At 67.6% G+C, this 20,577-nt stretch carries 19 protein-coding genes and 2 pseudogenes; 13 read left to right on the plus strand and 8 right to left on the minus strand.

The annotated features are described in order from the left end of the window. Nucleotides 1–4: 4 nt before the first annotated feature. The 5 genes from PK606_RS07575 to PK606_RS07595 form a co-directional block, all read right to left on the minus strand. Nucleotides 5–1,207, minus strand: coding sequence for a vWA domain-containing protein (locus PK606_RS07575; protein ID WP_324562381.1), 1,203 nt, complete (start codon nucleotides 1,205–1,207; stop codon nucleotides 5–7). Next, complete coding sequence (locus tag PK606_RS07580) at nucleotides 1,204–2,115, minus strand: AAA family ATPase (RefSeq protein ID WP_324562384.1); 912 nt, start codon at nucleotides 2,113–2,115, stop codon at nucleotides 1,204–1,206. Before PK606_RS07580 ends, PK606_RS07575 begins: the two co-directional genes overlap by 4 nt. 137 nt (nucleotides 2,116–2,252) lie before the next feature. Further along, entirely contained in the window at nucleotides 2,253–3,044 is a 792-nt protein-coding gene (locus tag PK606_RS07585) for an FAD binding domain-containing protein (RefSeq protein WP_324562386.1), read from the minus strand. Nucleotides 3,045–3,057: 13 nt separating this feature from the next. Next, nucleotides 3,058–5,430, minus strand: a complete 2,373-nt coding sequence (locus PK606_RS07590) for a xanthine dehydrogenase family protein molybdopterin-binding subunit (RefSeq protein WP_324562388.1) — start codon at nucleotides 5,428–5,430, stop codon at nucleotides 3,058–3,060. Nucleotides 5,431–5,455: 25 nt separating this feature from the next. Beyond that, nucleotides 5,456–5,935 (minus strand): (2Fe-2S)-binding protein, encoded by a 480-nt coding sequence (locus PK606_RS07595; RefSeq protein WP_324562390.1) that lies wholly within the window; start codon nucleotides 5,933–5,935, stop codon nucleotides 5,456–5,458. Between the two features lie 191 nt (nucleotides 5,936–6,126). Between PK606_RS07595 and PK606_RS07600 the strand changes: the two genes are divergently transcribed. From PK606_RS07600 to PK606_RS07610, 3 genes are all read left to right on the plus strand, one after another. After that, on the plus strand, nucleotides 6,127–7,242 hold the full coding sequence (locus tag PK606_RS07600) for a helix-turn-helix domain-containing protein (protein ID WP_324562392.1): 1,116 nt from the start codon (nucleotides 6,127–6,129) through the stop codon (nucleotides 7,240–7,242). A gap of 189 nt (nucleotides 7,243–7,431) precedes the next feature. Further along, nucleotides 7,432–8,778, plus strand: coding sequence for an amino-acid N-acetyltransferase (argA, locus tag PK606_RS07605; protein WP_324562394.1), 1,347 nt, complete (start codon nucleotides 7,432–7,434; stop codon nucleotides 8,776–8,778). Nucleotides 8,779–8,885: 107 nt separating this feature from the next. Beyond that, on the plus strand, nucleotides 8,886–9,131 hold the full coding sequence (locus PK606_RS07610; protein WP_324562395.1) for a GlsB/YeaQ/YmgE family stress response membrane protein: 246 nt from the start codon (nucleotides 8,886–8,888) through the stop codon (nucleotides 9,129–9,131). A 71-nt stretch (nucleotides 9,132–9,202) separates the two neighbouring features. Here PK606_RS07610 and PK606_RS07615 read toward each other — a convergent pair whose 3' ends face one another. Both PK606_RS07615 and PK606_RS07620 read right to left on the minus strand, forming a co-directional pair. Then, entirely contained in the window at nucleotides 9,203–9,730 is a 528-nt protein-coding gene (locus PK606_RS07615; RefSeq protein ID WP_502920803.1) for a disulfide bond formation protein B, read from the minus strand. Between the two features lie 186 nt (nucleotides 9,731–9,916). After that, the gene (locus tag PK606_RS07620) at nucleotides 9,917–10,465 is read right to left on the minus strand and encodes an NADPH-dependent FMN reductase (protein WP_324562399.1); all 549 of its coding nucleotides are present in this window, start codon (nucleotides 10,463–10,465) and stop codon (nucleotides 9,917–9,919) included. Nucleotides 10,466–10,583: 118 nt separating this feature from the next. On the opposite strand from PK606_RS07620, the gene PK606_RS07625 reads away from it, so the two are divergent. The 8 genes from PK606_RS07625 (at nucleotide 10,584) to PK606_RS07660 (ending at nucleotide 17,963) form a co-directional block, all read left to right on the plus strand. Beyond that, complete coding sequence (locus tag PK606_RS07625) at nucleotides 10,584–11,429, plus strand: IclR family transcriptional regulator (protein WP_324562402.1); 846 nt, start codon at nucleotides 10,584–10,586, stop codon at nucleotides 11,427–11,429. A gap of 319 nt (nucleotides 11,430–11,748) precedes the next feature. Beyond that, nucleotides 11,749–12,714, plus strand: coding sequence for an MBL fold metallo-hydrolase (locus PK606_RS07630; protein ID WP_324562404.1), 966 nt, complete (start codon nucleotides 11,749–11,751; stop codon nucleotides 12,712–12,714). 143 nt (nucleotides 12,715–12,857) lie between these two features. Continuing rightward, nucleotides 12,858–14,534 (plus strand): FAD-dependent oxidoreductase, encoded by a 1,677-nt coding sequence (locus PK606_RS07635; RefSeq protein WP_324562407.1) that lies wholly within the window; start codon nucleotides 12,858–12,860, stop codon nucleotides 14,532–14,534. A gap of 20 nt (nucleotides 14,535–14,554) precedes the next feature. Further along, entirely contained in the window at nucleotides 14,555–14,779 is a 225-nt protein-coding gene (locus tag PK606_RS07640) for a DUF2783 domain-containing protein (protein ID WP_324562409.1), read from the plus strand. 31 nt (nucleotides 14,780–14,810) lie between these two features. After that, nucleotides 14,811–15,365 (plus strand): VOC family protein, encoded by a 555-nt coding sequence (locus PK606_RS07645; RefSeq protein ID WP_324562411.1) that lies wholly within the window; start codon nucleotides 14,811–14,813, stop codon nucleotides 15,363–15,365. A gap of 255 nt (nucleotides 15,366–15,620) precedes the next feature. Continuing rightward, the gene (locus tag PK606_RS07650; protein WP_324562414.1) at nucleotides 15,621–17,162 is read left to right on the plus strand and encodes an FAD-dependent oxidoreductase; all 1,542 of its coding nucleotides are present in this window, start codon (nucleotides 15,621–15,623) and stop codon (nucleotides 17,160–17,162) included. A 26-nt stretch (nucleotides 17,163–17,188) separates the two neighbouring features. Beyond that, nucleotides 17,189–17,542 carry a carboxymuconolactone decarboxylase family protein gene (locus PK606_RS07655; RefSeq protein WP_324562416.1) on the plus strand — a complete coding sequence of 118 codons (354 nt, stop codon included), beginning with the start codon at nucleotides 17,189–17,191 and terminating at the stop codon, nucleotides 17,540–17,542. A gap of 22 nt (nucleotides 17,543–17,564) precedes the next feature. Continuing rightward, nucleotides 17,565–17,963 (plus strand): DUF488 domain-containing protein, encoded by a 399-nt coding sequence (locus PK606_RS07660; RefSeq protein WP_324562418.1) that lies wholly within the window; start codon nucleotides 17,565–17,567, stop codon nucleotides 17,961–17,963. A gap of 134 nt (nucleotides 17,964–18,097) precedes the next feature. Here the strand turns inward: PK606_RS07660 and PK606_RS07665 are convergent. Then, a pseudogene (locus PK606_RS07665) lies at nucleotides 18,098–18,655 on the minus strand (Tn3 family transposase); the annotation flags it as partial. A gap of 101 nt (nucleotides 18,656–18,756) precedes the next feature. On the opposite strand from PK606_RS07665, the gene istA reads away from it, so the two are divergent. Continuing rightward, nucleotides 18,757–20,283 (plus strand): IS21 family transposase, encoded by a 1,527-nt coding sequence (istA, locus tag PK606_RS07670; RefSeq protein ID WP_024814090.1) that lies wholly within the window; start codon nucleotides 18,757–18,759, stop codon nucleotides 20,281–20,283. Continuing rightward, a pseudogene (locus PK606_RS07675) lies at nucleotides 20,273–20,491 on the plus strand (ATP-binding protein); the annotation flags it as partial. The gene istA and the pseudogene PK606_RS07675, both read left to right, overlap by 11 nt. Nucleotides 20,492–20,577 lie beyond the last annotated feature (86 nt).

A 20,577-nucleotide genomic window follows, 5' to 3' on the forward strand; every position in this document is an offset into this window, starting at 1 on the left:
CGTCCTAGTTCTTCATCAGCGATGCGATGCCGTCCGCCAGATCCTGCAGCTTGCTGACGTTGTGCACCGCCAGCATGCCATCGGCGGCGCGGTGCAGCACCGCGGCGCAGCGTGCGGTGGGTGCGTAGCCGTCGTAGCGCATCAAGGGGTTGAGCCACAGCAGGGCGCGGCTGTGGCGCCCCAGCCAGTCCAGCTCGCGCGCCAGGTCCTCGGGTTCGCCGGTGTCGAGGCCGTCGCTGACCAGCAGCACCAGGGTGCGGCGGCCGACCAGGCGGCGCGCATGCTGCTGGCGCAGCGTGGCCAGTGCGTCGCCCAAGCGCGTCCCGCCGGCAAAGTCGTCGATGGCGCGGCCGGCCACGCGCAGCATGGCGTCGGTATCGGCTTCGCGGAAGGCTGGCGTCAGATCGGTCAGGTGCATGCCGAAGGCAAACGCATCGCGCCGGATGCGCTGGCCATCGATGTGCTGGGTGGCAGCGTGCAGAAAGGCCAGCAGCAGGCGCGCGTAGCGCTCCATCGAACCCGACACGTCGACTAGCAGCAGCAGCGGCAGCGGCTCGCGCCGGCGCTGCAGGCGGTGCAGCGTCATCAGCTCGCCGCCGGTGCGGGCGGCGTCCCGCAGCGTGTGGCTCCAGTGCATGCGCGCGCCGCGCCAGCCGGTGCGCACCCGCCGCGCCGGCACTGTGGGCACCGGCAGCCGGATGTCGCGCACCAGGCGCTCGATGAGCCGGTATTCGCTGGCCGACAACTGGTTGAAGTCCGCGTGCTTCAGGCGCGCCAGTTCGCTCGCCGTCATGGTGGCGTCGAACTCGAACTCCTTGTCGGTGGCCCGTGGCGCGCGTGGCGCCTGCGCTGCCTTGGGCGGCGCCAGCGCTTCACGCACGCGCGGGCGCTGGCGTGGCGGCTCGGCCGTGCCGTCGGCACGCGGCAGCATCTGCGCCAGCAGCTTGTGCGCCAGTTCGGGGTCGCGGAAGAAGGCGTCGAACAACTCGCGGAACACGGCGCGGTCTTCCTCACGGCTGACCAGCACGGCCTCCAACGCGGCGCTGACGTCGCCGCGGCGGTCGACGCCGGTGTGCTGCAGCGCCTGCTGAGCCAGCGCGATGCGCGCGGCATCAACGCGCAGGCCGGCGCGGCGCAGCGTGCGGCCGAAAGCGGTCAGGTTGTCGGCCAGCTTGCCGCTGCGGGCGTCGCCGAGCAGGGTGCTCACGCGCCCTCCTCCGTTGCCAGCACCTCCGTGATCAGTTCCCGCGTCAGCGCCGCGACGTCCTCGCGCTGCTTGAACAGCACGCCGGCCGTGCCCTGCACCACCTCCGGATCGAGCGCCAGGGTGTCGAGCGCGACCAGCGCCTTGGCCCATTCGACGCTTTCGGCGATGCCGGGGGCGCGCTGGAACAGTGCCGCGTGTGGCGTGCTGCGCAGCCGGTGCACGAAGGCCGCCACCTGGTCGGCCAGGGCCTGCGGCGCCTCGGGCACGCGGGCGCGCACGATCGCCAGTTCGCGCTCGCGCTCGGGGTAGTCGAGCCAGTGGTACAGGCAGCGGCGCTTGACCGCATCGTTCAATTCGCGCGTGCGGTTGCTGGTGAGGATCGTGACCGGCGTGGCGGCCGCGCGCACCGTGCCCAGCTCGGGGATGCTGACCTGGTACTCGCCCAGGTACTCGAGCAGAAAGGCCTCGAAGGGTTCGTCGGCACGGTCGACCTCGTCGATCAGCAGCACGGCGCCGGGCGGCGGCGTCTGCAGCGCCTGCAGCAGCGGCCGACGGATCAGGTAGTGCGGCTGGTAGACCTCGCGCTCGATCTCGTCCGCGGGCGCGCGTCCCTCGGCGGCGCGCAGGTGCAGCAGCTGTGCGGTGTAGTTCCACTCGTACAGCGCCTCGCGCTGCTCCAGGCCGTCGTAGCACTGCAGGCGGATCAGCTCGCGCTGCAGCGCCTGAGCCAGCGACTTGGCGAGCTCGGTCTTGCCGACGCCGGGCTCGCCCTCGAGCAGCAGGGGCCGCTGCAGCCTGAGCGCCAGGAAGGCGGCGGTCGCCAGGCGCCGGTCAGCGAAGTAGCCGGCGCCTTCGAGCGCCTGCATCAGCGCGTCGATGGTTTGAAAGGGCGGGATGGGAGCGCTCATTGACTATCGATTCCAGAACTGCTCTGGCTTGCCGGTCAAGCGCTGGTCAGTTTCATGCTTCGTGTGGGAGTGGCTTGGACCACGCTGGCGGTGCCGTCCCGCCCTGCGTGCCCCGGCCGCTCCCACGGTGGCAGCGCTCAGGCCAGCGCCTTCGCGACCGCCTGCTTTGCCATCACGCCGACCAGGTGCGCGCGGTACTCTGCGCTGCCGTGCAGGTCGCCGTTCAATTCACCGGCGTCGGTCTTGACGCCGGCTGCGGCCTCGGGCGTGAAGCTCTGGCCGAGCGCGGTCTCGAGGCCAGCATGACGGAACACGCCGTTGCCGCCGCCGGTCACCACCGCCCGCACGCCATCGCCGGTGTCGGCGACGAACACGCCGATCAGCGCGAACAGCGAGGCCGGCTGGCGGAACTTGGCGTAGGCGGCGCGCTTCGGGATCGGGAAGCGCACGGCGGTGATCAGCTCGCCGTCCTCCAGCGCGGTGGCGAACAGGCCCTGGAAGTAATCGTCCGCCGCGATCTCGCGCCGGTCGGTGACGATGGTCGCGCCCAGCGCCAGCACGGCGGCGGGGTAGTCGGCGGCCGGATCGTTGTTGGCCACCGAGCCGCCCAGCGTGCCCATGGCCCGCACCTGCTTGTCGCCAATGCCGGCGGCCAGTTCCGCCAGCGCGGGGATGGCGCCGCGCACCTCGGCGTTCGCCGCCACGTCGGCGTGGCGCGTCATGGCGCCGATGACCAGGCTGCTGCCCTCCCTGCGGATACCGGCCAGGTCCTGGATGGCGCCCAGGTCGACCAGTTGTTCCGGGTTGGCCAGGCGCAGCTTCATCGAGGCCAGCAGAGTCTGGCCACCGGCCAGCAGCTTGCCCCCGGCCTGCGCCAGCTTGACGGCGTCGGCCTGGCTGGTGGGACGTTCAAAGGTGAATGCATACATGGTGTCGATCTCCTCAAGCCTGGGCGTTCTGGATCGCCTGCCACACGCGGTGCGGCGTGGCGGGCATGTCGAAGTCCTTCACGCCCAGCGGCCGGAGCGCGTCCAGCACGGCGTTGATCACCGCCGGTGGCGAGCCGATGGCACCGGCCTCGCCGCAGCCCTTGCTGCCGATCGGGTTGTGCGTGCAGGGCGTGCAGACGTGGCCGAGCCTGAACTCGGGGAAGTCGGCCGCGCGCGGCATGGTGTAGTCCATGTAGCTGCCGGTCAGCAGCTGGCCGCTGTCCGGGTCGTAGACGCCGTGCTCCAGCAGCGCCTGGCCGATGCCCTGCGCCAGGCCGCCGTGCACCTGGCCTTCGACGATCATCGGGTTGACGATGACGCCGAAGTCATCGACGGCGGTGAAGCGGTCCACCCGCACCACGCCGGTGGCTGGATCGACCTCGACCTCGCAGATGTAGGTGCCGGCCGGGTAGGTGAAGTTGGTCGGGTCGTAGAACGCGGTCTCGTTCAGGCCCGGCTCCAGCTTGTCGAGCGGGTAGTTGTGCGGCACATAGGCGGTCAGCGCCACCTGGGCGAAGGGGATCTTCTTGTCGGTGCCCTTGACGCTGAACTCGCCGCCGCTGAACTCGATGTCGGCGTCGCTGGCCTCCATCAGGTGGGCGGCGATTTTCTTCGCCTTGGTCTCGATCTTGTCGAGCGCCTTCATGATCGCCGTGCCGCCCACGCTGAGCGATCGGCTGCCGTAGGTGCCCATGCCGAAGGGCACGCGGCCGGTGTCGCCGTGCACGATGTCGACCTGCGATGGGTCGATGCCGAGCCGTGCCGCCACCAACTGCGCGAAGGTGGTCTCGTGCCCTTGCCCGTGACTGTGCGAGCCGGTGAACACCGTCACGCTGCCCGTGGGGTGCACGCGCACCTCGCCGGCTTCGAACAGGCCGGCCCGGGCACCGAGCGCGCCGGCGATGTTGCTCGGCGCCAGGCCGCAGGCCTCGATGTAGCTCGAGTAGCCGATGCCGCGCCTGAGCCCCTTGGCCTCGCTGGCGGCGCGGCGCGCCTCGAAACCGGCCACGTCGGCGAGTTCCTGCGACTGCGCCATGCAGGCCGGATAGTCGCCGACGTCGTACTGCAGCGCCACCGGCGTCTGGTACGGGAAGCTGGTGATGAAGTTGCGCTTGCGGATCTCGTCCTGGCTCAAGCCCAGGTCCCAGGCGCAACGGGTGACCAGGCGCTCCAGCACGTAGGTGGCCTCGGGCCGGCCGGCGCCGCGGTAGGCATCGACCGGTGCGGTGCTGGTGAACCAGCCATCGACCTCGACGTAGATCTGCGGCGTGGTGTACTGGCCTGCCAGCAGCGTGCCATACAGGATGGTCGGCACGCTGGAGGCGAAGGTGGACAGGTAGGAGCCCAGGTTGGCGTCTGTGTGCACGCGCAGCGCCAGGAACTTGCCGTCCTGGTCCATCGCCATCTCGGCCTGCGTGATGTGGTCGCGCCCGTGGGCGTCGCTGACGAAGGACTCGGCACGCTCGGCGGTCCACTTGATGGCGCAGTTGAGTTGCTTGGCGGCCCAGGTGCAGGCGACCTCTTCGGCATAGAGGAAGATCTTGGAGCCGAAGCCGCCACCAACGTCGGGCGCGATCACGCGCACCTTGTGCTCGGGCAGTTGCAGCACGAAGGCCGTCAGCAGCAGGCGCGCGACGTGCGGGTTCTGGCTGGTGGTGTAGAGCTGGTATTCCTCGGTCGCGCGGTTGTAGCTGGCGATGGCCGCGCGCGGCTCCATGGCGTTGGGGATCAGGCGGTTGTTGACCAGTTCGATCTTGCTCACGTGGGCCGCCTTGGCGAAGGCCTCCTGCACCGCCGCCTTGTCGCCCAGCGTCCACTTGTAGCAGTGGTTGTCCGGCGCTTCGTCGTGCAGCGCCGGGCCATTGCTTGCCGTGCGCATGTCGATCACCGCGTCGAGCACCTCGTAGTCGACCTCCACGGCCTCGGCGGCGTCCTTGGCCTGCTGCAGCGTGTCGGCCACCACCATGGCCACGTGGTCACCGACATAGCGTACCTTGTGGATGGCCAGGATCGGGTGTGGCGGCTCCTTCATCGGCGAGCCGTCGGGGTTGCTGATCAGCCAGCCGCAGGGCAGGCCACCCATCTTGCCCTCGATGTCCTTGCCGGTGAACACGCGCGCCACGCCGGGCATGGCCGATGCGGCGCCGGTGTCGACGCTCTTGACGATGGCGTGCGCGTGCGGCGAGCGCACGAACACGGCGTATTTCTGGTTCGGCAGATTGATGTCGTCGGTGTACTGGCCGACACCGGTCAGGAAGCGCTCGTCCTCCTTGCGCTTAATCGATTCGCCGATGTGCGGCAGCTTTGCAAATTCGTTGGCACCCATGGTCTTGTCTCCTTGGCTGGCGCGGTCAGGCCATGGCCTGCTGGGCCTGTTGCACCGCTTTCACGATGTTCTGGTAGCCGGTGCAGCGGCAGATATTGCCTTCCAGCAGTTCGCGGATCTCGGCCTCGCTGGCCTGCGGGTGCTGCGCCAGCAGGTCGATGCTGCTGAGCACCATGCCGGGGGTGCAGAAGCCGCACTGCAGGCCGTGGGCGTCCTTGAACGCGGCCTGCATCGGGTGCATGGTGCCGTCGGCGGCGGCGATGCCTTCGATGGTGGTCACCTCGGCGCCCTGCATCTGCGCCGCCAGCACGTTGCAGGACTTGATGGCGCGGCTCTCGCCGCCGTCCGATTGCACCAGCACGGTGCAGGCGCCGCACTGCGCGGTGTCGCAGCCGACGTGGGTGCCGGTCAGCTGCAGGTGCTCGCGCAGCAGCTGCACCAGCAGGGTGTTGGGGGGAACGTCAGCGGTCACCGGCTTGCCGTTGACCTTCAGTTGCAGCTGCATGGTTTGTCTCCCGTCGGTTCGAAGAGTTGGTGGGACAGTGAACCTCTCATTCTTGAGGGACCGTCCGGCTCGTCGGCTAGGTGAAACCCTAGGTTCCGCGCGTGGGCGGCCGATATTCTCAGAATGAGACAATGATCCGGACCCTCGTCCGCGAGGACATCCACTTGTTCGTGCGATCGATGACTTGACTCATGCCGGAGCAGCGCCAGTACCAGATCGAGCGGGCCCGCGCGGCCGTGCTGCAGGAGGGCGCGTCGGCCACCACCACGCTGGTCGAGGCCTGGTTCGACCGTGCCTGGATCACGCGCTCCTGGCAACGCTGCCTGCAGCAGGGCCGACGGCCCGAGCAGGCCATCGGCTTCGACCTGGTGCCGGCCGGGGCGCGCCGCCGCGCCGAGAACGCGCACCACGCGCTGCTGGCCGCTGCCCGCCCGGAGATGCAGCGTCTGGCGCGTGCCGTGGCGCCGATCCGCTATTTCGCCATCCTGACCGACGCCGAGGGCTGCGTGGTCGAGACCGCCGGCGCTATCGACCGACATGATCGCCATGCCGAGGTGATCGCGCGGGTGGGTGTCGATCTGTCCGAGCGCAGCATCGGCACCAGTGCCATCGGCGCCGCGCTGGGCGAGCTGCATCCGGTCTGGCTGCACCGCGGCGAGCACTTTTTCGACGCCACCAGCGTCTACAGCTGCGCTGGCGCGCCGCTGTTCGGCCCGCGCGGCGGCTGCGTCGGCATGCTGGACCTGACCGGCATCAACGTGGCCGAGCGGCCGGAGCTCAAGCACCTGGTGGCACGCTCGGCCCGCGCGATCGAGGATGCCTTGACGCTGGCGGTGCCGCACGCGCTGCGCATGCGCCTGGCCTGGGACGACGCAGCGGCCGACGGCGACGGTGGCGCCCTGCTCTGCCTGGACGGCGAAGGCGCCGTGGTCAGTGCCAACCCGGCCGCGCGCGCCATGCTGCCGGCGCTGGCCGGCCTGGCGGGCGGCGCGCTGCATGCCGGTGATCTGTTCGCCCAGCCCTGGATGCAGCTGTTCGACCAGGCGCAGCGCGGGCTGCCGGCCAGCGTGCCCTTGTGGTCCGGCCTGCGCGTCTGGGTGCATGCCGTCCGGACCGCCAGCGCCCCGGGCCGCCCGGCGGGCCCGCAGCTGCCGCTGCGGGCGCTGGAAAACGACCTGATCCACCAGGCTGTGCGCGCCGCCGGCGGCAACGTCAGCCAGGCGGCGCAAACCCTGGGCCTGAGCCGCGCCACCGTGTACCGCCGCCTGGCCAAGGCGCGTGCTTCGGGCAAGCCGGCCCGGAGCTGAAATCCGGCTCACGCGTGCAGCAATGCGAAGGCAGACAAGCACGTTCCGGAGTCCTGAATCTTGCCCCCGGGCAACGACCCAGCGAGGTCTGAGTGCGCATCGGCACCCTGCGCAGGCTGCCGCGCTCGTTAAACTTGCGCCTTTCTTCCGTCGGCGCGCCCTCGCCGCCCCTGCGCACCTCATCCCGGCATGTCCACCGTCTTCAACTTCACCTTCGTCCCCTGGTTTCGCGCGGTGGCACCGTACATCCACATGCACCGCGGCAAGACCTTTGTGGTCGGCGTGGTCGGCGAGGCGGTTGCGGCCGGCAAGCTGGGCAACATCGCCACCGACCTGGCGCTGATCCAGAGCATGGGCGTGCGGATCGTGCTGGTGCACGGCTTCCGCCCGCAGGTCAATGAACAGCTCCGTGCCAAGGGCCACGAGGCCAGGTACCACCATGGCCTGCGCATCACCGACGAGGTGGCGCTGGACTGCGCGCAGGAGGCGGCCGGCCAACTGCGCTACGAGGTCGAGGCCGCCTTCAGCCAGGGCCTGCCGAACACGCCGATGGCCGGCTCCAAGGTGCGCGTGATCTCGGGCAACTTCCTGACCGCGCGGCCGATGGGCATCATCGACGGCGTCGATTTCAAGAGCACCGGTGTGGTGCGCAAGGTCGACGTGGCGGGCATCACACGCTCGCTCGACGCCGGCGCGCTGGTGCTGATCTCGCCGGTCGGCTTCTCGCCCACCGGCGAGGCGTTCAACCTGTCGATGGAGGAAGTGGCGACCTCGGTCGCCATGGCGCTGCAGGCCGACAAGCTGATCTTCCTGACCGAACGGCCCGGCATCCGCGTGCGGCCGCTGGAACCCGAGGCCGACGACAACCCGATCGACACCGAGATCCCGCTGGCCGAGGCGCGCGCGCTGATGGCGCGCCTGCCGATGCCCGAGCACGCCACCGACGTGGGCTTCTACCTGCGCCACTGCGTCACCGCCTGCGAGCACGGCGTCGAGCGCAGCCACATCCTGCCGTTCGCGGTCGACGGCTCGGTGCTGCTGGAAATCTACATGCACGACGGCATCGGCACCATGGTGGTCGACGAGAAGCTGGAGAGCCTGCGCGAAGCGACCCATGATGACGTGGCCGGCATCCTGCGCCTGATCGAGCCGTTCGAGCAGGACGGCACCCTGGTCAAGCGCAGCCGCACCGAGATCGAGCGCGACATCGGCAACTACAGCATCGTCGAGCACGACGGCGTGCTGTTCGCCTGCGCCGCGCTGTATCCCTATCCGGAAGCCAAGACCGGCGAGATGGCGGCGCTCACCGTGTCGTCGCAAAGCCAGGGCCAGGGCGATGGCGAGAAGGTGCTCAAGCGGATCGAGCAGCGCGCCCGCGAAGCCGGACTGCAAAGCATCTTCGTGCTGACCACGCGCACCATGCACTGGTTCATCAAGCGCGGCTTCCAGCCGATGGACCCCGAGTGGCTGCCCGAAGCGCGCAAGCGCAAGTACAACTGGGACCGCAAGAGCCAGGTGCTGGTCAAGAAACTGTAGCGCAATCGCCAGTCTTGCTGGCAGCTGTGCGGGTACTTCTCCTACGGCGGCGACCGGGGCCGCTGCCTACAGTAGGTCATCGCAGTACTGTTCGGGAGTCAGGCGCCATGGAACTCATCTGGTTCATTCTCGTCGGGTTGATCGCCGGCTGGCTGGCCGGCGTGTTGGTCAAGGGTGGCGGTTTCGGCCTGGTCGGTGATCTCATCGTCGGTGTGCTGGGCGCGCTGCTCGGCGGCTTCCTGTTCGGCTCCCTGGGTGGCGCGGTCGGTGGCGGCCTGCTGGGCAGCATCGTGGTGGCGACGCTCGGAGCGGTCATCCTGGTCCTGCTGCTGCGCGTGCTCAAGCGGACCTGACGACGCGCTGCGGAACCACCATGAAAAAAGCGGCCGATGGCCGCTTTCCCGTTCTGCAGAGCCAAGCCAAGTCAGGCCGGCATGACCCCGTTGCGCCGGCTGGGCAGTTTCAGCAGCGTGACCAGGATGGCGATGATGAAGATCACGAACCAGACGAATGACCAGTTGGCGATGGTCAGACCCATGAAGGTCCAGTCGATCGCGCTGCAGTCGCCGGCGCCGCGAAAGATCATGGGGATTGCGCGCTGCAGGGGAAATGATTCGATCATGCCGAACAGGTCGCGTCCGCAGGTGGCGAGCTCCGGCGGGTTCCACTGCAGCCAGCTCTGGCGCGCTGCGGTGAAGGCGCCGAAGCTGCCGATGGCAACTCCCAGCAGACCCCAGAAGCGCCAGCCGACCGGCCCTTTCGAGAATGCCGCCAGCGCGCTGAACACGCCCAGCAAAATCAGGCAGTAGCGCTGCACGATGCACATCGGGCAAGGCTCCAGTCCGACCACGTTCTGCAGGTACAGGATGCCGTAGGCGAGCATGCCGGCGCACAGGATGGCGATGCCCGCGAACACGCGGCGTGGCTGGGTGAACAGGGAACTGGGCAAGATGGTCTTCTCCGGGATGGTTCGCGCCGTGGCGCATGGCTGGAGCCCAAACCCGCCGTCAAGGTTCCCGTGGCCGTGTCGTCAAACGCACTTCAGCGGGCGATTCTATGGCTTCCCCGGAACGCCGCATGGGCACCCGCACACCCGCGCGGTGGCGGGCGTGTCGCCAGCAGTGGCCGGAATCCGGTGTCAGGCGTGCTTCTTGACCCAGGCCACGAAGGCGTCGACGAACTTCTGCACGTGCTCGCGGCTGTCCGGACCGATCGCGCCGTCCACCACCAGGCCATCCTTCCACTGGATGTACATCTCGGGCTGGCCCATTTCGGGCATGGCCAGGAACGAAAGCACGCTGCGCAGATTGGCCTGCGCCACGGCCGTGCCCACGGCGCCGATCGACACCCCGGCCACCGCCGCCGGCTTGCCCGCCCATTTGCTCTCGCCCCAGGGGCGCGATGCCTGGTCGATGGCGTTCTTGAGTCCGCCGGGGATCGAGCGGTTGTACTCGGGCGTGACGAACAGCACGCCATCGGCCGCTGCGATCTCGTCGCGCAGGCGCTTGACCGGCGCCACCGGCGGCGCAGCGTCGCTGTCCTGGTTGTACAGCGGCAGATCGTCGATACGGACGAAGCTGGCCTTGAACTCGGCCGGAAACTGCTTGACCAGCGCCTCGGCGAACTGGCGGTTGTAGGATTCCTTGCGAATGCTGCCCACCACGACGGCGATGTTGAGTTGGCTCACGGTTGTTCTCCTTGCTTGAACGTGAAACGATGACGGATCATGCCGCCAAATCAGAAAACCTGCTGGCAGCGTGATCGGCAAGCTTCGTGCCATCAGGCCGTGCACGGATAATCCCGGCATGGTTTCATCACGGCGTCCTGAGTCGAACCCGAGCGGTGGCCTGGAGAGCCCGCCTGCGGACGAGCAACCCAAGCGCCAGCGTCGCATCCAGTCGGTCGTGGTCGGCATGCGCGTGCTGCAGGTGCTGACCGAGCAGCACCGCCCGTTGCCCCTGAAGGAACTGGCCCAGCTGGCGGGCATGCCGCCCGGCAAGGCGCATCCGTACCTGGTCAGCTTCATGGCCGCCGGCATGGTCAAGCAAAGCCCGCTGACCGGCCATTACGAGTTGGGGCCGATGGCCTTGCAGATGGGGCTGGCGGCCCTGCAGCAGCTCGATCCGCTGACCGAAGCCAGCCAGGAGGCCGCCCTGCTCGCCGCGCGCGCCGACCTGAGCGTGGCGCTGGCGGTCTGGGGCCACCTGGGGCCGACGGTGGTGCGGCTGGACGAGCCGCGCTACCCGCTGCATGTCAACCTGCGTGTCGGCACGGTGATGTCGGTGTTCAACACCATCACCGGCCGCGTGTTCGCCGCCTACCTGCCCGAGAGGATGGTGCGCACCATGCTGGAGGACGAGCATCGCCGCGTGGTCGGTGGCACATCCGCGGATTTCGATTCGCCCGAGGTGCAGCAGCTGTTGCAGGAGATCCGCGCCACCGGCATGGGGCGCGGCCAGTCGGTGCCGCTGCCCGGTGTCAACACCCTGTGCGCGCCGGTGTTCGACACCGCCGGGCACATCGCGCTGGTGATCACCATGTTCGGCCCGCAGGGTGCGTTCGACGCCGACATCGACGGCCCGGCCGGACGCATGCTGCGCGAGCATGCCGACGCCGTTTCGCGCCGGCTGGGGGCGCAGGGTCGTCGATGAGGCTGCTGACGGCCGGATTTGGATCCTGGGGGCTCCAATTCCGGCTGTCGGGGCAAGCGGCGAGTGCTACCTCTTGGTCGTGTGGTCAGGCGAACCGCCTGGCCGATGCACGCCACTGGTCGCGCACCGCGGCCCACGAGACCGGGATTTCAGCGGGGGCGTGAAAGCCGTTTCTCTTGAGGTCGTCCAGCGTGACCACCGGACGCTTGTCGGCCCCGCTTCCCAAGGCAGTTTATTAAACATAGGCAAATGCATTGACTAATAGCTAAAAACATCGATAATCAGGCCTCGGTTCCCACTTTGCATTGGAGACACCCTGATGACCGAAAAGAAGTTCGCTTCCCAGGCCGACCTGGAAGAAAAGCAGATCAGCTGGGACAAGCTGTCTGACAACGCCTACGCCTACACCGCCGAGGGCGACCCGAACACCGGCGTCATCATCGGCGACGACGGCTGCATGATCATCGACGCCACCGCCACCCCGGTGGCGGCGCAGGGCGTGATCAGGAAGATTCGCGAGATCACCGACAAGCCGATCAAGTACGTGGTGCTGACGCACTACCACGCGGTGCGTGTGCTCGGCGCCTCGGGCTATCGTGACGAAGGCCTGCAGCAGGTCATCGCCAGCCAGGACACCTACGACCTGATCGTCGAGCGCGGCCAGCAGGACATGGATTCCGAGATCGGCCGCTTCCCGCGCCTGTTCCAGGCCGTCGAGAGCGTGCCCGGACTGACCTGGCCCACCCTCACCTTCACCGGCGACATGACGCTGTGGCTGGGCAAGCTGGAAGTCAAGATCAAGCAGATCGGCCGCGGCCACACCAAGGGCGACACCATCGTCTACCTGCCGCAGCAGAGCATCTGCTTCTCGGGCGATCTGGTCGAGGCGGATGCCGCCTGCTACACCGGGGACGCCTACCTGGCCGACTGGCCGCAGACGCTCGACAACCTCGCCGCGATGAAGTTCGACAAGCTGGTGCCCGGCCGCGGCCCGGCTTTGATGACGCCAGAGGCGGTGAACCTGGGCCTGGCCTACACACGCGACTTCGTGTCGACGCTGTACCAGAGTGCGCGGGAAGCCGTGGCGCAGGGCATGGATCTGAACGCCTGCATGAAACACACGCGCAAGGCCATGGACCCGAAGTTCGGCCATGTTTTCATCTACGAGCACTGCCTGCCGTTCGACGTGACCCGCGCCCACGACGAGGCCAGCGGCATCCGCGATCCGCGCATCTGGACCGCCGAGCGCGATCAGGAGATGTGGCATGAACTGCAGAAGGCGTAAGCGCCCAGCCACCTGACGGCGCTTTCCCCTCGCTGTTGAAGCGGGAGCATGGCCGTGCCTGATACCGCTCAGCGCACGGCATTTGCGGATCCGGCCCGCTCCGCGGCCGATTGAATCAGGCGGAGCACAAGAGGAGACAAACGGTGCAGAAAACCTTCACCTACCCAAAATTCGATTTCGTCAAGCCACCCGAGCTGACCGAGGGCAAGCCAGGTCACTATCCCGTGGTCGTGGTCGGCGCCGGCCCGGTCGGCCTGTCGGCGGCCATCGACCTGGCCCAGCTCGGCCAGGATGTGCTGCTGCTCGACAACGACGACACGGTGTCGATCGGCTCGCGCGGCGTCTGCTACGCCAAGCGTGCGCTGGAAGTGCTCGACCGCATGGGCTGCGGCGACAAGTTCGTGCAGAAAGGCGTCAGCTGGGACGTCGGCCGCACCTTTCTGCGCGAGAGCGAGGTGTTCAACTTCAACCTGCGCCCGGAGCCGTTCCACCACCGCCCGGGCATGATCAACCTGCAGCAGTACTACCTCGAGGAGTACCTGATCGAGCGCGCGCGCCAGCTCGAGGGCAAGCTGCAGATGCGCTTCAAGAGCAATGTCATCTCGGTGGTGCCGGGCGATGACAAGGTGACGGTGCGCGTGGAAACGCCCGAGGGCCCCTACTCACTCACCACCGACTGGCTGGTGGTCGCCGACGGCGCGCGCTCGCCGATCCGCAACATGCTGGGCCTGGACATCGACGGCAAGATCTTCATGGACCGCTTCCTCATTGCCGACGTGGTGATGAAGGCCGATTTCCCGGCCGAGCGCTGGTTCTGGTTCGACCCGCCCTTCCACCCCAACCAGTCGGTGCTGCTGCACAAGCAGGCCGACAACGTGTGGCGCATCGATTTCCAGCTCGGCTGGCAGGCCGATCCGGAACAGGAGAAGAAGCCCGAGAAGGTGATCCCCCGCATCAAGGCGATGCTGGGCGACGAGCGCGAGTTCGAGCTCGAATGGGTCAGCGTCTACACCTTCCAGTGCCGGCGCATGAACCAGTTCAACCACGGCCGCGTGCTGTTTGTGGGCGATGCGGCGCACCAGGTTTCGCCGTTCGGCGCGCGCGGCGCCAACTCGGGCATCCAGGACACCGACAACCTGGCCTGGAAGCTCAAGCTCGTGATGGATGGCAAGGCTCCAGCCACCCTGCTCGACAGCTATTCGGAGGAACGCGGCTACGCGGCCGACGAGAACATCGCGAACTCGACCCGCTCGACCGATTTCATCACGCCCAAGAGCAACACCAGCAAGACCTTCCGCAACGCGGTGCTGGAGTTGGCCGCCAAGTACCCGTTCGCACGCGCACTGGTCAACTCCGGCCGGCTGTCGGTGCCGAGCTGGCTGGCCAGTTCCAGCCTGAACACGCCCGACACGGACGAGTTCCAGGGCCACATGATTCCCGGCGCGCCGATGGCCGATGCGCCGGTCCAGGTCGGTGGCAGCGACGGGTGGCTGCTGCAACAGCTCGGCAACCGCTTCCAGTTGCTGCACCATGTCGAGGACGCATCGGGGCTCGACGCCGCCACCGCGAAGGCGCTGGGCGAGCTGAACGCGGATGCCAATGGCATCGAGGTCGAGCCCGTCATCGTCGCCCGGCGGGGTCAGGCGCCGGGCGGGCTGAAGACGCTGATCGACACCCAGGGCTGCATCGCCGAACGCTACGACCTGAAGCCCGGCAGCAGCTACCTGGTGCGCCCCGACCAGCACGTGGCCGCTCGCTGGCGCACGTTCGACGCCGGCAAGGTCAAGGCCGCCGTGGCCCGCGCCACCTGCAACGTCTGACCCCATCAAGGAAACCCGCCATGCCCCTGAACACCGAACCCAACTTCCGCGAAGCCGGCCATCGCTATTTCCAGGCCTACTCGCCCGGCGACGATTTCTACGAGGCCCTGATCGACACCCACCGCGACCTCAGCGACGAGCAGAGCGCCATGGTCAACGCACGCCTGATCCTGCTGCTGGCCAACCACATCGGTGACATCGGCGTGCTGCGCGAGGCGATGGCGATCGCGCGCGAGGGCGTGTAAATTCCGCTCACCAACCCAAAGGAGACACCCCATGGCGATCGTTGAAAAGATCCACCACGTTGCCTACCGCTGCAAGAACGCCAAGGAAACCGTCGAGTGGTACCAGAAGTACCTCGATATGGACTTCATCCTGGCGATTGCCGAGAACCAGGTGCCGTCCACCAAGGAACCCGACCCGTACATGCACATCTTCCTCGACGCCGGCAATGGCAACGTGCTGGCCTTCTTCGAGCTGCCGACCAAGGCGCCGATGCTGGCGCCGTCGGACGCCAACACGCCGGCCTGGACCCAGCACCTGGCGCTCAAGGTCGATTCGGTCGACACCATGATGAAGGTCAAGGCCAGGCTCGAGGCGGACGGCATCGAGGTCGTCGGCCCGACCGACCACACCATCTTCCAGTCGATCTATTTCCGCGATCCCAGCGGCCACCGGCTGGAACTGGCCGCCAACACCTCCACGCCCCAGATGGACAAGGCGCTGGACGAGGTCAAGTGGGACATGCTGAACGAGTGGGACCGCACCAAGCAGGCCCCCACCCATGCGCGCTGGATGCACGACGGCAGTGGCAAGGTCGGCGCGCCGTAAGCGTTCCCCTGCGCCACCCAGAAGCGGCAGCCGACGGCTGCCGCTTTTCTTTCGGGCCCTTCGTGTCTGTCAGCGTGCCTGCGGCATGGGCGCGGAAGTTGACAGTTCATCGGGGTAAACCGCCCCGGGGGTGAACTGAAATGCATTTGCGCCTACAGTGGGCTGCACGGGCGCGTTCGGCGCTTGATGCATCGTCGATGCGAGCGCCGGGCTTCCCGGCCATCAAGGGCCGGCGCCTGGCGCAGGAGAATGATCATGGCAAGCGACGATTTCCCGATTTCCGGCCCCGACTTTGCCTTGGGCGTGGCCGCCACCGATGTCAAGGACGGCGAGATGCTGCTCGGCCACGCCTATGGCGAGCCGATGATCCTGGTGCGTCGCGGCAGCGAGCTGTTCGCCGTCGGCGCCGTCTGCACGCACTGGAACGGCCCGCTTGATGAAGGCCTGCTGGTCGACGATACGGTGCGCTGCCCCTGGCACCACGCCGCCTTCAGCCTGCGCACCGGCGAGGCGGTGCGTGCGCCAGCACTCAAGCCGGTGTCGACCTGGCAGGTCGATGAGGATGACGGTCGTATCTACGTCCGCGATCGCGCACCTGACACTGCGCCGCCGGCACCCGCCGCCACTACCGGCACGCCGCGCTCGATCGTGATTATCGGCGGCGGCGCCGCCGGCAGCGCCGCCGCCGAGGCGCTGCGCAGCTCCGGCCACGAGGGTTCGATCACGATCTTCAGCGCCGACGCCGATGCACCCTGCGACCGCCCCAACCTGTCCAAGTCCTATCTGGACGGCAGCGCGCCCGACGACTGGGTGCCGCTGCGTCCAGCCGAGTTCTATGCGGAGCAGCGCATCGACCTGCGGCTGAACAGCCGCGTCGGCGCCATCGACACCGCCAGGCGCGAGGTGCAACTCGAGGACGGCAGCCGGCACGGCTACGACGCCCTGCTGCTGGCCACCGGCGCCAACCCGGTGCGGCTGCCGCTGCCGGGCGCCGACCTGCCGCACGTGCACTACCTGCGCAGCTGGGCCGATGCGCGGAACCTGGTCGCCGCAGCGGCAAAGGCGCGCCGCGCCGTCGTCATCGGCGCCAGCTTCATCGGACTCGAGGTGGCGGCGTCGCTGCGCAAGCGCGGCCTCGAGGTCGATGTCGTCGGCCGCGAAACCGTGCTGATGGAGCGTGTGCTGGGCGCCCAGGTGGGCGACTTCCTCAAGCGCCTGCACGAACAGCACGGCGTGCGCTTCCACCTCGGCGTCACGCCGGAATCGATCAGCGAACAGGCGGTCAAGCTGTCCAGCGGCGAGTCGCTGGCGGCCGACCTGGTGGTGATCGGTGTCGGCGTGCGGCCTGCGCTGGAACTGGCCGAACAGGCCGGCCTGGCGATCGACAAGGGCGTCAAGGTCGACGAGTACCTGCAGACCAGCGTGCCGGGCATCTACGCCGCCGGCGACATCGTGCGCTGGCCCGATCCGCACAGCGGCGAGCCGATCCGGGTCGAGCACTGGGTGGTGGCGCAGCGGCTCGGGCAGGTGGCGGCACACAACATGCTGGGACAGCGCGAGCGCTTCGACATGGTGCCGTTCTTCTGGACCGAGCAGTACGACTTCGGGCTCGCCTACGTCGGCCACGCCGAGCGCTTCGACGAGATCAAGATCGATGGCGACCTCGACAAGCGCGACTGCCGCATTTCGTACCGCCGGGCCGGCAAGGAGCTGGCGGCGGCCTTCGTCCACCGCGACCTCGATGGCCTGCGCACCGAGGTCGAGTTCGAGAACGCCCTGGCTGCCGGCCAAGCGTAGATGCATCCCGTTCGAGGAGTTTGACCATGAGCCATGACATGTTTCCCTCCGCCTCGCGCGAGCTGAGCGACAAGCGCGAGCAGCTCACGCCCGATGCGACCGCGGCCTTCAAGGCCTTCAGCAAGGCCGCATTCGCCGATGGGGCGCTGCCGGCCAAGATGAAGGAGCTGATCGCCGTGGCGGTGGCACACGTGACGCAGTGCCCCTACTGCATCCGCGGCCACACCGCCGGCGCGCTGCGCAAGGGCGCGACCGAGCAGGAGATCATGGAAGCCATCTGGGTCGCGTCCGAGATGCGTGCCGGCGCGGCCTACGCGCACTCGAACCTGGCGCTCGACGCCATGAACGAGTACGCGGCGCGCCATCCAGCCAAGGGCTGAACGCCCGCCCCGGCCCACGGCCATGGCCCGCATCGCCGCCGCGCGCGTCAAGCTGAAACGCGCCTATGAAGAACCCGCCGCCAGCGACGGCAAGCGGGTCCTGATCGACCGCCTGTGGCCGCGCGGCGTGCGCAAGGAGGATGCGGCGCTGGATCTGTGGCTGAAGGAGCTCGGCCCCAGCACCCAGCTGCGCAAGTGGTTCGGCCACGACCCCGCGCGCTGGGACGAATTCCAGCAGCGTTATGCAGAGGAACTGGCGCAGAAACCCGAGTTGATGGCGCAGCTGCGCGGGTTCGCGCGCGACGGCGTGCTGACGCTGGTGTACTCGGCGCGCGACGAGCAGCACAACGACGCCGTGGTGCTGAGGCAGCTGCTGACCGGCGGCGCGGCTGCCTCTGCCTCCACCGGCAGCAAGCGCTGATGCCCCGCGCCGCCCGACGAGCGCGCTCAGCCCATCTTCACCGCCGTGCCGGTCACCGACACCAGCATCATGCCGTTGGTCTCGCCCAGCACCTCGTAGTCGGGGTCGTCTCAGAATTCGGAAAATAAAGCACGTTAAGCCGGTTGCAATGCTCGCAACGGCCTGAACTTGCCCGCGCCGATCTTGGCGCTGCTGCGCCAGAGGTAATCGCCGGTCAGGTTGATGTGTTCCCAGCCTAGCGGCGATAGGTACTGCAACAGCACATCATCGACGGCATGACCAGTGCCACGTAGCCCGTGTGTCGCCCGCTCCAAATAGACCGTATTCCACAGTACGATGGCCGCCGTCACCAGGTTGAGGCCGCTGGCCCGGTAGCGCTGCTGCTCGAAACTGCGGTCGCGGATTTCTCCCAGGCGGTTGAAGAACACGGCGCGCGCCAGTGCGTTGCGCGCTTCACCCTTGTTCAGCCCGGCATGTACGCGGCGGCGCAGTTCGACGCTTTGCAGCCAGTCCAGAATGAACAGCGTGCGCTCGATGCGCCCCAGCTCGCGCAGCGCTACGGCCAGGCCGTTCTGGCGCGGGTAGCTGCCGAGTTTCCTGAGCATCAGCGAGGCCGTCACCGTGCCCTGCTTGATCGAGGTGGCCAGCCGCAGGATTTCGTCCCAATGGGCGCGGACGTGCTTGATGTTGATTTCCACGCAGAAGTGACCCACTAACCCCCAGGATTTCCATCCAAACCTGACCCACGTACTAACCCTAACCTGCTGCTTTGTTGAGCAGCAGGAGACCAGGAGTGATAGACGTGGCAACACTGAGTGTCATCAGGCGCTGGGCCCTGCGAGAGCAGTTGTCCATCCGAGAGATCGCCCGCCGCACGGGCCTCTCGCGCAACACCATCCGCAAGTACCTGCGCGCAGGCGAGGCCGAGCCGCACTATGCCAAGCGGGTCAGTCCATCCAAGCTCGATCCCTTCGCATCGAAGCTCTCGGGCTGGCTCAAGACGGAAGCTGGCCGATCCCGCAAGCAGCGGCGTACCGTCAAGCAGATGTACGCTGATCTGCAGGCCCTGGGCTATACCGGCTCCTACAACCGGGTTGCCGCCTTTGCCCGGCTGTGGCAAGAGCAGCGCGTGGTGGCCCAGCAGACCACCGGCCGCGGCACCTTCGTTCCCCTGGCCTTCGGCCCAGGTGAGGCCTTCCAGTTCGACTGGAGCGAGGACTGGGCAGTGCTGGCCGGAGTGCGCACCAAGCTGCAAGTGGCCCACTTCAAGCTCAGCCACAGCCGAGCGTTCTACCTGCGCGCCTATCCGCTGCAGACGCACGAGATGCTGTTTGACGCTCACAACCATGCGTTCGTAGTTCTGGGCGGTGTGCCCCGCCGTGGCATCTACGACAACATGCGCACCGCTGTAGACCGGGTGCGCCGTGGCAAGGAGCGCGACGTCAATGCGCGCTTTGCGGCCATGGTCAGCCACTTCCTGTTCGAGGCCGAGTTCTGCAATCCCGCGTCGGGCTGGGAGAAGGGCCAGGTGGAGAAGAACGTGCGCGACGCCCGCCATCGCTTGTGGCAGGTGGTGCCGCCATTCCCAGGCCTGACTGAGCTCAACGCCTGGCTTGAGGAGCGCTGCGTGGCCTTATGGAATGAGATCGAGCATGGCAAGTTGCCGGGCACCGTCGCGGATGTCTGGGCTCAAGAGAAGGCAACCTTGATGCCGATGCCTCGGCCCTTCGATGGCTTTGTGGAGCACACCAAGCGCGTCTCGCCCACCTGCTTGGTCCACTTCGAGCGCAACCGCTACAGCGTGCCGGCCCCGTATGCCAACCGGCCTGTAAGCCTGCGGGTCTACGCAGACCGCTTGGTGATTGCCGCCGAAGGCCAGATCGTGTGCGAGCACCAGCGCCTGATCGAGCGTAACCACCATGGTGCTGGGCTGACCGTCTACGACTGGCGCCACTACCTGGCGGTGCTGCAGCGCAAGCCCGGAGCCTTGCGCAATGGTGCTCCGTTCCTGGAGCTACCAGCGGCCTTCAAGCGACTGCAGGCCACCTTGCTCAAGCAACCCGGCGGCGACCGGGAGATGGTGGAGGTTCTGGCACTGGTGCTGCACCACGACGAGCAGGCGGTACTCACCGCAGTGGAGCTGGCACTGGAGTCAGGTGCTGCCAGCAAGACCCACATCCTGAACGTGCTCCATCGCCTGCTGGACGGCAAGCCCGCTCCAGCACCGGTCACTTCGCCCCAGGCCCTCAAGCTGGCGGTGGAACCCCAGGCCAATGTGCTTCGCTACGACCAATTGAGGGAGGTGCGCTATGCGTCATGACCCTGCCATCGCTTCCATCGTGATCATGTTGCGCGAGCTCAAGATGCACGGTATGGCCCAGGCGGTTGCGGAACTGGCTGAGCAAGGTGCACCGGCCTTCGATGCGGCACAGCCCATCCTGTCTCAACTGCTCAAGGCCGAGACCGCCGAGCGGGAGGTGCGCTCGGTAGCCTACCAATTGAAGGTGGCCAGATTCCCGGCGTACCGGAGGGTCGGCCGTGATTCCTGCAAAATCCGCAGAAAGGAGGCTAAGTATTTGATTTAACTAATATTTTTTCAACTGAGTGACCGTAG

The organism is Ottowia sp. (assembly GCF_035444425.1).
In the GTDB taxonomy this organism is placed as follows: Bacteria; Pseudomonadota; Gammaproteobacteria; order Burkholderiales; family Burkholderiaceae_C; genus Ottowia.

Coding starts and splice junctions, on each gene's coding strand:
- PK606_RS07585 (WP_324562386.1), bottom strand. CDS start 3,044: ATGTATGCATTCACCTTTGAACGTCCCACCAGCCAGGCCGACGCCGTC.
- PK606_RS07595 (WP_324562390.1), bottom strand. CDS start 5,935: ATGCAGCTGCAACTGAAGGTCAACGGCAAGCCGGTGACCGCTGACGTT.
- PK606_RS07580 (WP_324562384.1), bottom strand. CDS start 2,115: ATGAGCGCTCCCATCCCGCCCTTTCAAACCATCGACGCGCTGATGCAG.
- PK606_RS07600 (WP_324562392.1), top strand. CDS start 6,127: ATGCCGGAGCAGCGCCAGTACCAGATCGAGCGGGCCCGCGCGGCCGTG.
- PK606_RS07645 (WP_324562411.1), top strand. CDS start 14,811: ATGGCGATCGTTGAAAAGATCCACCACGTTGCCTACCGCTGCAAGAAC.
- PK606_RS07650 (WP_324562414.1), top strand. CDS start 15,621: ATGGCAAGCGACGATTTCCCGATTTCCGGCCCCGACTTTGCCTTGGGC.
- PK606_RS07655 (WP_324562416.1), top strand. CDS start 17,189: ATGAGCCATGACATGTTTCCCTCCGCCTCGCGCGAGCTGAGCGACAAG.
- PK606_RS07660 (WP_324562418.1), top strand. CDS start 17,565: ATGGCCCGCATCGCCGCCGCGCGCGTCAAGCTGAAACGCGCCTATGAA.
- PK606_RS07610 (WP_324562395.1), top strand. CDS start 8,886: ATGGAACTCATCTGGTTCATTCTCGTCGGGTTGATCGCCGGCTGGCTG.
- PK606_RS07590 (WP_324562388.1), bottom strand. CDS start 5,430: ATGGGTGCCAACGAATTTGCAAAGCTGCCGCACATCGGCGAATCGATT.
- argA (WP_324562394.1), top strand. CDS start 7,432: ATGTCCACCGTCTTCAACTTCACCTTCGTCCCCTGGTTTCGCGCGGTG.
- PK606_RS07640 (WP_324562409.1), top strand. CDS start 14,555: ATGCCCCTGAACACCGAACCCAACTTCCGCGAAGCCGGCCATCGCTAT.
- PK606_RS07630 (WP_324562404.1), top strand. CDS start 11,749: ATGACCGAAAAGAAGTTCGCTTCCCAGGCCGACCTGGAAGAAAAGCAG.
- PK606_RS07625 (WP_324562402.1), top strand. CDS start 10,584: ATGGTTTCATCACGGCGTCCTGAGTCGAACCCGAGCGGTGGCCTGGAG.